Source organism: Blautia aquisgranensis, from assembly GCF_040096615.1.
GTDB lineage: Bacteria > Bacillota > Clostridia > Lachnospirales > Lachnospiraceae > Blautia_A > Blautia_A aquisgranensis.
This window is the reverse complement of record NZ_JBBMEJ010000023.1, coordinates 1-13,841: the sequence shown is the minus strand read 5'-3', so window position 1 is coordinate 13,841 and position 13,841 is coordinate 1. Positions and strand designations below refer to the sequence as shown.

The following is a 13,841-nucleotide window of genomic DNA, read 5'->3' as shown; positions in this document are numbered from 1 at the left end:
CTATTTTCCAAATCCGCAGTTGGGGAAGGTGCACTCCGGACAGTTCAGACAAAGTCCGCCCTCACCAAGCCCTGCGATCTCCTCAGCTTTTATTTCGTCATCCGCCATTATCCGTGGAAGGATCAAGTCAAACACAGTTCTTTTTGCATACATTACGCAGCCCGGAAGTCCCAATACGGGAATCTTCCTGCCCTGATACGTAAGATAAGCCACCAGAAGCATCGCTCCCGGAAGAACCGGCGCACCATACGTAACGATGGAAGCCCCTGTGTCACGGATGCCACCGGGTGTCCGGTCATCCGGATCCACACTCATTCCGCCTGTACAGATAATAAGCTGTACACCTGCTTCTGCAAAGCCAAGAATCTCTGATGTGATCTCTGCCTTATCATCTCCCGGCATTGCCTGTCCGATGATCTCTGTCGGATATTCAGCAAGTTTCTCTCGCAGTACCGGTGTGAAAGTATCCTGTATCAGACCTTTTTTTATCTCACTTCCGGTTGTGACGATTCCCACTTTTTTCGGATGGTAAGGAAGAATATCAAAAATCGGCTTTTCGCCTGCTGCCATTTCAGCTGCATCCATTTTTTCTTTTTCAATAACCAGCGGAATGATCCTGGTACCGGCAATCTTATCTCCTTTTTTTACTGAAAAATCCCCATGTCTGGATGCGATCATCATTTCTCCCAGGGAATTAACTGCCACAAGTGCTTCTCTTCGGATCTTAAGGATTCCATCAATTTTCGATACAACTTCAATCTTTCCTTCTTTGATCTCTGTTCCATGTACCTTGTCAGAGTCTCCTGCACAGATTTTATACAGAATCTGTGCAGCTTCATTCTCGTGAAGAATTCCTTCTTTCTTTTCCCACACAAAAAGGTGCTCTTTTCCTACCGAGAGCAGAAGCGGGATATCTTCCTCCCTGACCACATGCCCTTTTTTGAAAAGAACGCCTTTTTTTTCGTCTTTTATGATCTGTGTAATATCATGACACAGAATATGCCCCACTGCATCCTCTGTTCTGATCTCTTTCATCAAAAAATCCCTTCTCTGCTTCCGTTATTTACACAGGATTTTTTCTTTCTGATATTCCTGTGTTCACTCCGTTGTATTATACATCGTGGTGATCCCTTTTGTCAAAAATATATATTTTACAGAAGAAATGTCTGCGCCACACGCCCGAGCCAGTCTGTATATCCTGCCCGCTCCACTGTTTCCGCATAAAGAATGTCCAGTGTACCGATCTTTTTTCCATTCTGGTAATATTCCTGGACACCGGCTTTCTGTCCTTTCTTTACCGGTGCGTTCTGACTGGCCGGAAGAATCTTTTTCTTCTCGATATGATCCGGTTTGGTACCGTCTGTACTGAGGTAACGGAATTTTCCCGCATACATAAGTGCTACTTCTTCCTTAAGTCCTTTTTTAAGCTTCATTGGTTTCAATGGCCCCATCGCTTCATCCAGATATAAGGTACATTTTGAAAAACCATAGTTTAAAAGTGCTGCTGCATCCCGGAATCTTGTTTTCGGATCCGGCGCGGCCATTACAGAAGCGATCAGCGTGATCCCGTTTCTCTGCGCCACTGCACTGAGACAGTATTTCGCAAGGCTTGTGCTTCCGGTCTTTAATCCCACACAGCCTTCATAGCTTCGCAGCAGTTTATTGGTGTTTGTCAGTGTAAACTTCGAAGAACCTTTTCTAGTCACGTGGGTGATATCCTCCATCCAGACGGACGAATATGTAAGAATTTCCGGATATTTACTGATCAGCTCCCTGCTCATAAGTGCAATATCATAAGCTGTTGTATAGTGATCCCCGGATTCTGTCAGTCCACAGCAGTCTGTGAAATGTGTATTTTTCATTCCAAGTTCTGCTGCACGCTTATTCATCTGTTCCACAAAAGCCTGCTCCGTTCCCGCAAGATGCTCTGCCATAGCTACACTGGCATCATTTCCGGAAGCGATCACAATACATTTGATCATGGTTTCCGCCTTCTGCGTCTCTCCTTCTTCCAGAAAAACCTGGGATCCTCCCATGGATTTCGCATAGGCGCTTGTTGTAATGGTATCGTCCAGATGAAGCTTTCCGTTCTGTATGGCATCAAAGATTAAGATCAGCGTCATGATCTTTGTGATGCTGGCCGGACTTCTTCTGGTATCCGGGTCTCTGGAAAATATCACAGTACCTGTTTCTTTTTCCATAAGTACTGCTGCCGGTGCTTCAACAAGATTCTGCGCTGTGGTGTCCCCGATATCCTGTGTGGTTTCTGCGTTTATTCCTGCCGGTGTCAGAATAAAATTCAGGATCAATATCCAGGCCAGAACAATTTTCCGGATCTTTTTGCTCATAGGCTCACTCCCACTGCAAACATCTCTGTTCTATTGTAAAAGCTTTTTCAAAAAAATATTCCGGAATTTTATGCCAGAAGGGCAGAATCTCTCCTGCCCTCACACCTTTGATATTTATTTTTCGGAAAACTGAAGTGGAAGTGTATTTTTCACACAGTCATTGTGGGAATACTTATCATATCTTGCTTTCTCATTTACAAAGGTAAGTGATGCATTCCGTTTTCCCACAGTAAGCGCTGCGGTTCCTTTTACAACCTGCTTCGGGTCTGTTCCGTAAGCCGGTGAAACTCCTTTGGTTATCCGCACATTATCTGTATTTGCCCATGCAGTTTTCAGATAATAACGAAGCACCGGCTTTTCCCATATATCATACTGTCCTAAAGGAACATTCTCCAGAGTGACAGACAATGTGGCATATCCATTTCCATCCACATCATAACCATCCGGTACAAAAATTATATAATCCTCGTATCTGTGTGAAACTCCTGAAAGATCTTTTCCTTCTGCTGCAAAGAAAAAGGTAGGATTTCCATGAGCCCAGGTAATATCTTCTTCCCGGATCTTTTTCCGGATCGTAATTCTTCCCAGCGGCACTGTATCCGGAGTATTCTCCGCTTTTAATGTAACTTCATCATTAAAGGAATCCTTTTTTTTCTGAAATACAATTTCTTTTTCATATTTTCCCGTATAATTTAAAGGATTTTTTGTTTCCACAACACGGAATTTACCCTGATTTTTTTCTGTAATAAGCAGTTTCCTGGAAACATATTCTTTTTTGCTGCTGTTATATTTCAGTGTACTTTTTTCCTTAAGATCATCTTCATAAGCTTTTTTCTGTGAATTCCACTGATAAACTTTGAATTCTGCATCGTCCAGATCCTCGCCTGTATAACTGTCCGTTTTTTTCAGATAAATGGTTCCTGTATAATCCGGAATTTCAGTATTGGTTACTTTAAAAAACAGACTTGCATTTTTATCCGTGATATCGATTTCTTTTTCCCAGCTTCCTGTGTATCCCACCGGATTTTTTGTTTCCACAACACGAAATCTTCCTTCATTATCAATCGTCTTTAAAAGATCTTCACTGAAATAGTGCTGGCTGTCCTCATCATATTTCAACAGTACACCTGATGTTTTATACTTTTTCTGTGATGCACTGTATTCGTACAGTTTAAATTCCGCATTTTCCAGAATTTTTCCGGTAGCTGCATCTGTTTTCCGAATTTCTACTTTCCGCTTGTTCGTCTGATAATTCAAAACTGTAAAAGAGAATTTTCTATACGTACCAGGCTCCGTCAGGCTGATATCTTTCTGCCATTTTCCCGTGTATCCTCTCGGTGGTTTTGTTTCTTTTATACGAAATTTACCCTGATTATCCTCAGTGTAATGAAATTTTTCCGAATCATAAATTCGGTTCTGACCATCATATTCCAGAAGTTTTCCCGGAAGTTTGTAAGTACCGTTGCTTTTGCTCCATTCATACAGCATGAATTCTGCACCGGCAAGAGGATCCGAAGTATCACCATCTTTCTTCGTAATAGAAACAGTTCCACTGATATCCATAATATCTTTTACATTTGCTGTGGTTGTTTTTCCTCCGGATACGGTAACATTTTTCACCGCAGTGTTAAGCACATACCCTGACGGATTTTTTGTCTCTTTTATATAATATTTACCCGGAATCAGCTTTTCAAACGTAATTGTCCCGTTTTTATCTGTTGTCCCGGAAGCAATTTTCTGATCCTTTTTATACATGGTACGATATCCTGAGCGTATCTCACCGGCAGTATACAAAGCATATTCTGCATCGGCGATCCTTTCCGCAGTGTTGGGTTCTGTCTTGGTAAGCTTTATGCTCCCGTAGGCAGATGGTTTCATGGTAAAGCTGATAAGGCCCCTTGTTCCCTGATATACAAATGCACCAAAATCCTGCATCTCATCATTACCTGTTTGTGTTTTTCCATCTACCAGAATGTATGAAACCGGCTGGAGCATCATTTTACACTGAAATTTTTTTGGTGTGGTTGCATTCAGTGGAAATATAAACAGAAAATAAGCACCTTCTTTCAGCTTCAGCTGCGTTCCCGCCATCATTGCAGGATTTGTTTTCTGAGCATTATACTCTGCTGCATTTTTCCAGTAGGCAAGCTGCCACTTTTCCCCGGAACCTCTGGTCACTGTGATTCCGTTTCCCGCTTTTGCGCCATCTGTCACTTTCATAAGTGTGCTCATCTGAAAACCGTCTTTCATACTGTCCGGCACATACGGATAGTTTACATTTCTGCTTCGGTATACACTTAACGGAATCGTACGTCCTGATGCCGACATCCAGCCTTCTTCTCCGAGAACCGACACGGCCGCTTTGTTTCTCGCCGGAATTGTCATTCCTTTAATCATATTGATAAAACGGTTGATTCCTACATGTTCTACTTCTGATGCTGTCGCATATGCACAGTCATTGAAATAAACCTTGGACAAAGCAATATGTGTAAAAATATACCGGTTCTGCCATCTTGACCAGTTAATATGGCTGCATGAAGGGTCATAGTTTGTTCCCAGGTCTCCCGGGCCTCCGTAACCGAAATACAGAAGTTTCTGAATTGTGGCATTTTTAAGCACTTTAACGGCTTCGTCTTTCAGTGTAACGTTGTCCACACCTGTTTTCGTTGCTTTCAGGCAGTACAGTGGTGATTTTCTTTCCACTCCGGTATCATCAATATAATGCACCTCACGAAAGGTACTTGCCATACGTGTATGATTTCCGAATACAAAATCATTCGCTTCCGTCCAGACTTCATCACAATAAGCTCTTCCACCACTTTTCACATAATATTCTCCCGGCTTCAGCGCCATTACTGCAATATCCTCCTCTGTCGAAATCATCTGCGCCTCTTCATTCTGCTCCATCATTTCTGACATTGCCGGTGTAAATGCAAGTACCTGTCCTTCTTCGATTTCCCGGATCAGTTCGTTGTCTTCTTCACTTTCTCCATTTAGAAGATCCGCATTTTCTTCATCAAATAATGTAAAATCCTCTTTTTGGGATAATGTGTCATCTTCCTGCATCAGAATTTCTTCCTGTTCCAATGTTTCTGCCTCTTCTGAATCATTGTTTTCTGTTTTATCTTCTGACGGTTCTTCATTATCCGGTGCACTTTCTTCCGGTTTCATATCCGATGGTTCTTCGCTGTCCGGCTCACTGACAGGCACATCTTCATTCTCCGGCTCACTGTTTTCACTTTTATCGTTCCGCAGATCACTGTCATCTGCCGCATCTTCTGTCCTGTCATCAGATGCGCCCTGCGCTTCGGTATCTTCTGCTGTCAGACCTGCTGACGGCTCTTGCGAAAGCACATCTGAATTCTCTGTTTTCGTAACCGTTTCTGAATCTGCTCCAGAAAAAACCTCTGCTTCTGATCCTGCTGACACTGCAACAGAGGAGGTAAAAACAGTAATTGCCAGCAATATACCCATTATTTTTCTTTTCATGCCTTTTTCCCTCCTTTCCGGATTGTAAAGCAGCATACCAGAAACGCAGTTCCTCCCAGAAGTATAAACAGCCACAGATTTGTATCATCTCCTGTTTTCACAGGTTTTGTTTTTGAAGAAATTTTTCCAGTCCGATCTTTATAATTCTCTTCAGCCGGTACTTTCTCTTTTTCAGACAGTTCCGGCACAGATGTCACAGTCTGCACTTCTTTTTCTTCTTCTACCGAAAATATCCATTTCACATCTCCTTTTCTCAGTGCATACGTATTATCAAGCTCAGGCGGAACCGTAACTTTAAAGTCCATTCTGCCTTCTTTTCCCCTGGCAAACTTTCCAAGCGAAACCGCTTTGTTAAGAGAAGCAGCAAGAATATCTCCGGCATACAGTTTCTTTCCATCCATTGATATTTCCAGTTTCAGCTTTTTCAGGAATTCCTGATCTTTCACAGATTTGCATTCCGGTGAGGTCCGGAAAAAGATTTCTGCCATATTCTCTGTGGTATTTCCGATTTCAACCGAATCCTCAAAAACGTCTCCCGGCATGGCTGCTGAAAATCCCGAAAAGAAATCATCGGGAGCCGCAATCAGTTTATGTGCATTTCCTTCAAATTCCACGCCCAGTTTCACAGGCTTTTTTTTCTTTACAATAAGGCCATCTGTATCATGAACACATCTCTGTATCTTCTGATTACCCCACGGTGTCATTGCCCGGAAATCCGGAATAAAATTAGCGGCCTGTATGGCATCCGCCACGATCGTGATCCCGAGATGCTTTTCCTGATATGCTTCTGTCCATTCCCTCGGAATTGATACCCCGGTAAAAACGTCTGCACTTTCACCCTGTTTCAGTTTCCTTGTATAATAAAAATATTCTCCTTTCTTCACCCAGCGTTCAGACATTCCTGAAAGGTTACTGTCATCCATTCCTTTTTCGCCTTCCAGATCGTCAGTGTAGGTAATTCTTACACGCACCCAGCAAGGCTCTGATCGGTTTGTAATGCGCGGAATTTTTGAGATCTCATCTCCCGGGAGAATTATCTTCCGGTTCTGATATGATATTTCCGTATTTTCTTTTTTCTCCAGCTCTTTCAATGCGATATTGATATCACCGGTTGAAATATGATTCGTCACTGTAACCGAATCCGAGAATTTCCCGTAAGCCGCAGCACACAGGGTAATACTTCCGGCTGCCACTGCACCTGCCAGCAGAAATTTAAGAGCTTTTTTCAACAGTACCACTCCTCTCTGCCTTTACAGATATCGGGTTTTTAAAATAGTTCCATGCACTTTTATAGTCAGAAAATCCTTCTGCCTGAACCGATTCTTCATAAACATTGATTTCAAAATCCTGCATGTTTTCTTTATATGTATCATTTATCTTTTTTGCATTGATCCGAAATCCTGTACATAATGGTGTTGTTGTTTTCCCTTCCGATACCCTGTTTCGATAATAATAATATCCGTCCTGTGCGTCATAGACCCAGTTTGTGGTATCAAGTCCCAGAATTTCCACTCCTTTTCCAATATCATTATCCGAATAGGACAACGCCATCCGCACATAACAATCTGCATTAAATCCTTTCTCATTCCCGGAAAAATTCCCTGTCCAGATTTTCTTTTTGTAGGAAGGATTTTTTTCTATGGGAGTAGGCGTGGGATCCGGAAAATCCTCATCAATTTCCGTAGTCACAGAGCCTACTGCTGCTATATTTATTTTTTCGGCAAAATCAGAAAAATATGCAGTTGTTCCCAGAGTGCAGAAAATCCCTGTGCCAAAGAGCAAAATTGCAGCTGCTTTCAACAGTTTTTCTTTCATTTACATTCCCCGCTTCCCGAAAGCCTGAAATGTCATCATTTTGTGACACCACCTGACAGTCCTTTATTCTGATTTACATATTTCTGATATGCTGCAGCCGCCTGCTCCGGAATCGTAGTCTTGTCTTCTCCTGTATTTGTAGACTGAATCGCGTAAGCTCTTACCGGCATATCCAGCTGCTGTGTATCCAACTGTCCTTCAATGATATTGGCAAAGGTTACGGTATTAAAAAGTGTTGTCGTCTTCTCACCAGGTTTCAGAATATGATTATACGCGTATGTATAAACCATATTCTGCCCGATCGCTTTTCGTTCCAACTGCGTCCATTCTTTGTTCTTGGTGTAGCTGAAAAGTTCGGTCTTTGTCAGGGCATTCCGGGTTCCGTCCTGCGCTGCTGTAATTACGTTTCGCACCGGAACGGATACTTCCAGATATACAAACGCTTCGTTAATGCCGCGATTTTTTATAAAAGGGTCTTTTTTTATCACCTGTGTCGGTACGATTTTTGTATTATCGTCCGGCTTCCAGTTCGGCTCATCCAGCTCAATATCAACTTTTCCTACAGTAAAGCTGTTGGTAGCTGTTTCAAAATCCGTAAGATATGCTGCGGTTCCTCCTGCTGCCAGAGCTGCGAGCATGGCTGCAAGCGCGATTCCTTTTACCATTTTTTTATTTTTTATCATAATCAATTCCTCCGTACTGTTCTAGTTTTTCTTTTTTGGGAATATATGCCAGATCTGCGATCACGGCCAGACCCGCCGCAACGACAACGGCGGTAAACGGAATCCGGGCACGTAAAAAATGAATCACGTAGCCCAGATAAGGCAGGTGAAAGACTACCCGCCCGACGATCTGCGACTCCTTTACAGTAACAGGATCTGCTGTTTTGTTGGCGTCGCCTTTTGTGGTACAGATACCGTCTGTATTCTTCACAACTCGATGTGTAATAACGGTATTACCATTATGAAATGTGATAATATCTCCTTTTTTCGGAGAAAATTTTTCCTCTTTTACAAAAACCACAGCTCCGGTCGGAATCCCCGGTTCCATGGATCCCGAGTAGACTACATATGGCCGGATCCCGAAAAGGCCCGGAAGGAGGAGCACCATTGCAGTCAGAAATATTACAGCCAGAGCTGTGTTAAAAGCATATCGAAAAAGCAGTTTCATTTCTGTATTCTTTTCTCATTCTTTCATGAATTTCTCATGCTCAAAGCCAGAAAATCCCGGTGGAGACCTGCTCCATGTATATAAATTCATACACACTCCTTCCATGGATATTACCTTCACTGAATACGACCGTACAATATAGCAGTTCCATATCTGTTCATCACATAATACAGTCATACTGTTCCGGATCAGGTTCAATTCTGTTGATAAAATAATGGATTCTCGTATGGAACGGATTCGTTCCGAAATGTCCGTCTCACAAAGACGGGATAGAAATAAAAAGATCTGTTTCAGATACCGTTATTATAAAGCCTGCTTTTTTACAAGTCAATGAAATTCGTCCGACAGGATTCGACAATCTCCTCCTGCCGGTTGTGGCAAAATTTCCGGATACGCTGTAATTCCCTCGTTTACTGTACAAGAGAATAAATATATTCCAGAGGAAAACGCATCAGCTCCTGTACTGCTTCTTCATCTTTTTTTCCTTCTCCAACCGGAAGTTCAATGCGAAAAGCCGGACGTTTTATGGATTCTCCGTAGTACTGCTCCGGGCGGCCTGTACTTCTGTTTCGCATATGTGCACTACATTCCGGTGACAGACGTTCCAGCTGCCCGTCCGCGCACTTTTTCAGATGCCTTGCAAGACGATGACATTTCTGGCTGTTGGAAAATCCCTGCGTCTGCCGGTAGTAGATCACTTTTTTTCCACGACCGCAAAACACAAGCAGTCCCCTTCCTCCGTATTCCTGAAAGATACGGATCAGTGCTTTCGTCTCATTTTCACTTGCCGGCTGCTGATACAGCTTCTTTCTGGTACAGCAGCTTGTGGGAAAATTCAGTGTCAGATCCATTCCACGGGCATTACACACAAATTCATCGCAGGGTATATCCTGCATCTTGAGCATCTGCCGGAAAATCGGATTTCGCACAGCATTGTATCCTTTGTTGAAGATTTCATATCCATCCGGATTTATTACCGGAATCAGGCAGATCCTTGTCTGGTCCAGAAGTTTTTTTACATCATAAAAATCCTGCACCATCCATTTGCATTCATAATTTCTGCAATATTCTGCTGCCGTTATAGTAAGCATGCCTGCCATTTTTCCATCGGTTCCCGAAAAACCTCCCACACAGAAAATACAGGATTCTCCCTGTCCGATCTCAAGCATGGGAATCATTCTTTCGTCATGGCTTTTTCCGATTACCCGGAACTGTGTAAATCCGCTGTAACGCTGAGCCAGTTCCCACAACGAATAATACAGCGCCTCATAAGTTTTATCCTGTGCTGTTTTCATTTCTTCTGCCTCCGTTCCTGCACCCGTTCCCGGGCAACACTCTGCTATTATTATGTATGACGGAAGGCAGAAAAAAAGAACCGGCATTTAGCACCGATTCCTTTTATTCACAAAATAATTCAGGATTCCGCCACCTACAATGATCACAAGAGCCACAGCAACAACTCTCTTGGCTGCCTCCTGTGGAAGCTGCCCCTTGGATCCGATAGATTCTTCATAAAAAGTCAGCGTATAATCAATTTCGTGAGGAGCACCCATGGCAAGTGTATCCGCGATTACCTCCATCTTATCATCCAGCACTGTGATCGGAACTGTAAAAACAGAATTTCTGCCTTCTTCACTTTCATTCAGGATTTTTTCCCCATTTACGATCATATAATCATAATTGGAACTGCTCCACTGAAGCCTGGCATACATCTGCCCATCCTTCACGATCATCAGTGTCGGAGAAGTTACGCTGGCTTTACCGCTGCCTCCTTCCAGGTCTACCTGAATGGAATACTCACCGTCCGCCAGATCTGTCTCCATTCCCTTGTCTTTCTCTGCCGCCATTACCTGAAGCGGACAGACCAGAACCAGCGTCAGCAAAAACACGGTCATCGCTTTTATCATATGTTTCATTGTTCTGTTCTCCCTCTCCCTGATTTTTCTTATTGTTACCACTATATCACACCGCCTGTTTTCTGTAAAGAATTGGTCATTATGTTGAAATCTTCTTTTCTTTCCAGTATAATAAAAAGAAATTTGCATACAAAAGAAAGGAAATGAACAGAGATGATCGAAACAAAAAATCTCACAAAAAAATTCGACAGCTTCACTGCCGTGGATTCTCTGGATCTTCGCATAGAAACCGGCGAGTTTTTTGGTCTTCTCGGTCCCAATGGTGCCGGAAAAACTACAACGATCAGTCTGCTTTCCACTCTGCTTCTGCCCACCGAAGGTGAAATCCTTATCGACGGACAGACTCTTGGACGCAACCGACCGGACCTGAAACGTAAGATCAGTGTGATTACTCAGGAATATTCCATGCGTCAGGATATGAACATGGATGAGATCATGGAATACCAGGGACGCCTTTATTTTATGCCACGTAAAGAGATCAAAGCAAAAACTGAAGAGCTTCTTGATTTCTGCGGGCTGCTGCCTTTCCGAAAGAGAACCGTCCGTAAGCTTTCCGGCGGTATGAAACGTAAGCTTATGGTATGCCGTGCACTTCTTACAAGCCCCGAGATTCTTCTTCTTGATGAGCCTACTGCCGGTATGGACGCCCTCTCCAGAAGACAGATGTGGAATCTGCTCCGTCAGCTCAATGGAAAGAATCTCACCATTCTTCTGACAACCCACTATATGGAAGAGGCACAGTCACTGTGTAATCGTGTCGCTCTTATGGATCACGGCAAACTGGAAGAGATCAATACCCCTGCCGGCCTGATCGAAAGCCTTGGAAAATACACCGTAGATCAGGAGACACCTGAAGGCGCCAAAAGCCACTACTTTCACAGCAGACAGGATGCGATTTCTTTTCTGTCTTCACTGGACGGACAGTGCACTTTGCGCGAAACAACGCTTGAGGATGTTTTTGTGGAACGTGCAGGCAGACATTTGATGCAACGATGATATACAATTAAACAGAATGGACGATGAATTATTATGGGAATACTTACTATTTTATGGGAAAAATGGGTGGAATTCCGAAGAGATTTCTATAAGATCACACTGGCTGCGATGATCGCGCCTCTTATGTATCTGATCGTTTTCGGAATGGGAATCCAGACTTCTTCTCATGGGGAACCTTATCTGAACTTTCTGATTCCCGGTGTGGTATCACTGACAACCATGAACGGCAGCTTTAACGCCATAGCGCAGAATCTGAATGTACAGCGCCTTTATGAGAAGGCTTTTGATCAGGTTATGATCTCCCCCACACCTCTGTGGCAGTTTATCGCAGGACAGATTATCGGCGGGAGCCTGCGTGGTCTTTATGCAGGCGGAATCATCCTGCTTCTGACCATGCCGATCGGAACGGGTCTGGTATTTAACGGATGGTCTCTTCTTGTGATGTTTCTGAACGGTGCTGTTTTTTCAGCAATCGGTGTTGTGGTTTCTTTCCTGGCGAAAAATCATGCTGACGTACCGCGCTTTTCCAACTATATCATTATGCCAATGGCATTTTTGTGCAACACTTTTTTTTCCACAGAAAAAATCCCGGGATTTCTCGGAAATTTCGTAGCTGCACTTCCACTCTCACAGACCAGTCATCTGATCCGTACGATTGCTTCCGGTGGTGCTGTAAATTACCTCAGTATTCTGATACTGGTTATTTATCTGGCAGCATTCAGTGTTACTGCTTCCTGGTTTATCTATAAGAAAAAAAATCTTTAAAAAAATCACCGGTTTCTCAATTTTTTTCTGAGAAACCGGTGATTTTATTTTATCCTGTATTTACCAATCTGTGATCAGATGTCTTTTTTTCTTCTTCTCACAATTACATATCCGCCTGCAAGGAGGGATGCAACTGCAAGTGCGGACATTGTTCCGATCGGTGAGTTATCTGCTGTGGATACTGCACTTCTGGAAGTAGTTCCGTCTCCGTTTGCAGATGTTGCTGATGCCTCAGTTGTTGCTTCCGGATCTGCTCCGGTCTGTCCGCCCGAATTGCTTCCGTCAGCTGCACCTGATGGTGTGACCGTAATGTCTGCAGAGTGGAACTGATATACCGCTGACTCTACTGTATCTGTCTCTACCCACTGTCCACCTGTGTAGATCCATTTCTGGAAGAATACATACAAATTGTATGGAGCTGCCTTTGTGATTCCCTTCGTGGAACCAATCTTCCAGCTGCTGTGTTTCTGTGCATCACTTGGATTCGAAGATGTACTCCAGTAGAGTGGTACCCATTTCACATCGCCTTCACCCGGATTACTGTTGGTTGTTCCTGCGCCGATAACGGTGAAGTCATAGAATGTGTTTGGATAGAATTCCAGTTCATCATCCAGACCTTTTAAAATACTTTCCTTTACTTTAGGTACTATAGGTGTATGGTCTGCTGTCGGACGTGTATCCTGCTTAAATTTAAGCTTCTTCAGACCGCTTACATTTCCTTCGCTGTCTTTGATACGGATGTAAAGATCAATTCCATTGTCTGTATTCAGATCATTCAGATAAATTGTAAAGTTTCTGTCTGCACTGATGCTTACAGACTGGGTACTGCTGTTTGTATCAATCTTTGGCTGCTCAGAGGTTCCGTCATCATTACGTTCTGCCCATGCATAATAGCAGGTACCTGTCACATTGGCTCTTAATGTTACAGAAGCAGATTCATGGCTGGTCCACTGGAAGCCTGTCCATTTCAGCTTTATAGTTGAATTCTTCTTCGGACGTCCGGACTGATCCAGCTCAATTACCTTTAAGCTGCTGACGCCATCGCTGTCTTTTACACATACATATACATCATAGTTCTTATCTGCGGCAAGATCGGAAATCGTAATATCTGTAGGATTATCTGCAGTAATATCATTTCCGTCTCCGTCTGTACTGATGGAACTGACTTTTGTTCCGTGTTCCACTACCTGATAATAGTACTTACCATTTTTATCAGACTGAATCGTTACTACTGCTTCTGTAGCGCTGTTCCACTTGCTGAAGCTTGCCTTGGTGATCTTCGGTGCTGTTTTTTTGGTCTCTTCCTGTTTCGGGCGTTTGCTCTGATCCAGTTCAATCTTCT

At 43.2% G+C, this 13,841-nt stretch carries 12 protein-coding genes; 2 read left to right on the top strand and 10 right to left on the bottom strand.

Annotated elements, in window-relative coordinates:
* The 9 genes from WMO28_RS14780 to WMO28_RS14740 form a co-directional block, all read right to left on the bottom strand.
* A complete protein-coding gene (locus WMO28_RS14780; protein WP_178645367.1) occupies positions 1 to 1,035 on the bottom strand; it encodes a DUF8806 domain-containing protein in 1,035 nt (344 codons plus the stop codon).
* A 116-nt stretch (positions 1,036 to 1,151) separates the two neighbouring features.
* A complete protein-coding gene (locus WMO28_RS14775) occupies positions 1,152 to 2,348 on the bottom strand; it encodes a D-alanyl-D-alanine carboxypeptidase family protein (RefSeq protein ID WP_349057494.1) in 1,197 nt (398 codons plus the stop codon).
* Positions 2,349 to 2,462: 114 nt separating this feature from the next.
* Positions 2,463 to 5,837: a SpaA isopeptide-forming pilin-related protein gene (locus WMO28_RS14770; RefSeq protein ID WP_349057493.1), complete on the bottom strand. Its 3,375-nt coding sequence runs from the start codon at positions 5,835 to 5,837 to the stop codon at positions 2,463 to 2,465.
* Positions 5,834 to 7,066: a hypothetical protein gene (locus tag WMO28_RS14765; protein ID WP_349057492.1), complete on the bottom strand. Its 1,233-nt coding sequence runs from the start codon at positions 7,064 to 7,066 to the stop codon at positions 5,834 to 5,836. Before WMO28_RS14765 ends, WMO28_RS14770 begins: the two co-directional genes overlap by 4 nt.
* Complete coding sequence (locus tag WMO28_RS14760) at positions 7,050 to 7,652, bottom strand: hypothetical protein (RefSeq protein WP_349057491.1); 603 nt, start codon at positions 7,650 to 7,652, stop codon at positions 7,050 to 7,052. The genes WMO28_RS14765 and WMO28_RS14760 overlap by 17 nt, the downstream gene beginning before the upstream one ends.
* Before the next feature lie 35 nt (positions 7,653 to 7,687).
* Positions 7,688 to 8,335 (bottom strand): TasA family protein, encoded by a 648-nt coding sequence (locus WMO28_RS14755; RefSeq protein ID WP_349057490.1) that lies wholly within the window; start codon positions 8,333 to 8,335, stop codon positions 7,688 to 7,690.
* On the bottom strand, positions 8,322 to 8,822 hold the full coding sequence (locus WMO28_RS14750) for a signal peptidase I (protein WP_349057489.1): 501 nt from the start codon (positions 8,820 to 8,822) through the stop codon (positions 8,322 to 8,324). Before WMO28_RS14750 ends, WMO28_RS14755 begins: the two co-directional genes overlap by 14 nt.
* A 410-nt stretch (positions 8,823 to 9,232) precedes the next feature.
* Positions 9,233 to 10,117 (bottom strand): M14 family zinc carboxypeptidase, encoded by an 885-nt coding sequence (locus WMO28_RS14745; RefSeq protein WP_178643497.1) that lies wholly within the window; start codon positions 10,115 to 10,117, stop codon positions 9,233 to 9,235.
* An 87-nt stretch (positions 10,118 to 10,204) separates the two neighbouring features.
* Positions 10,205 to 10,738, bottom strand: coding sequence for a hypothetical protein (locus WMO28_RS14740; protein WP_349057488.1), 534 nt, complete (start codon positions 10,736 to 10,738; stop codon positions 10,205 to 10,207).
* Positions 10,739 to 10,891: 153 nt separating this feature from the next.
* On the opposite strand from WMO28_RS14740, the gene WMO28_RS14735 reads away from it, so the two are divergent.
* Positions 10,892 to 11,734 carry an ABC transporter ATP-binding protein gene (locus tag WMO28_RS14735; protein WP_349057487.1) on the top strand — a complete coding sequence of 281 codons (843 nt, stop codon included), beginning with the start codon at positions 10,892 to 10,894 and terminating at the stop codon, positions 11,732 to 11,734.
* Positions 11,735 to 11,767: 33 nt separating this feature from the next.
* The gene (locus WMO28_RS14730) at positions 11,768 to 12,499 is read left to right on the top strand and encodes an ABC transporter permease (protein WP_349057486.1); all 732 of its coding nucleotides are present in this window, start codon (positions 11,768 to 11,770) and stop codon (positions 12,497 to 12,499) included.
* A 74-nt stretch (positions 12,500 to 12,573) separates the two neighbouring features.
* On the opposite strand, the gene WMO28_RS14725 is transcribed toward WMO28_RS14730, so the two are convergent.
* On the bottom strand, positions 12,574 to 13,841 hold a 1,268-nt coding region (locus tag WMO28_RS14725; RefSeq protein WP_435376621.1), incomplete at its 5' end, for a hypothetical protein.

Excerpts from the sequence above, each read along its gene's own strand:
- WMO28_RS14780 (WP_178645367.1), bottom strand. The coding sequence starts at position 1,035 with ATGAAAGAGATCAGAACAGAGGATGCAGTGGGGCATATTCTGTGTCAT.
- WMO28_RS14775 (WP_349057494.1), bottom strand. The coding sequence starts at position 2,348 with ATGAGCAAAAAGATCCGGAAAATTGTTCTGGCCTGGATATTGATCCTG.
- WMO28_RS14770 (WP_349057493.1), bottom strand. The coding sequence starts at position 5,837 with ATGAAAAGAAAAATAATGGGTATATTGCTGGCAATTACTGTTTTTACC.
- WMO28_RS14760 (WP_349057491.1), bottom strand. The coding sequence starts at position 7,652 with ATGAAAGAAAAACTGTTGAAAGCAGCTGCAATTTTGCTCTTTGGCACA.
- WMO28_RS14755 (WP_349057490.1), bottom strand. The coding sequence starts at position 8,335 with ATGATAAAAAATAAAAAAATGGTAAAAGGAATCGCGCTTGCAGCCATG.
- WMO28_RS14750 (WP_349057489.1), bottom strand. The coding sequence starts at position 8,822 with ATGAAACTGCTTTTTCGATATGCTTTTAACACAGCTCTGGCTGTAATA.
- WMO28_RS14745 (WP_178643497.1), bottom strand. The coding sequence starts at position 10,117 with ATGAAAACAGCACAGGATAAAACTTATGAGGCGCTGTATTATTCGTTG.
- WMO28_RS14740 (WP_349057488.1), bottom strand. The coding sequence starts at position 10,738 with ATGAAACATATGATAAAAGCGATGACCGTGTTTTTGCTGACGCTGGTT.
- WMO28_RS14735 (WP_349057487.1), top strand. The coding sequence starts at position 10,892 with ATGATCGAAACAAAAAATCTCACAAAAAAATTCGACAGCTTCACTGCC.
- WMO28_RS14730 (WP_349057486.1), top strand. The coding sequence starts at position 11,768 with ATGGGAATACTTACTATTTTATGGGAAAAATGGGTGGAATTCCGAAGA.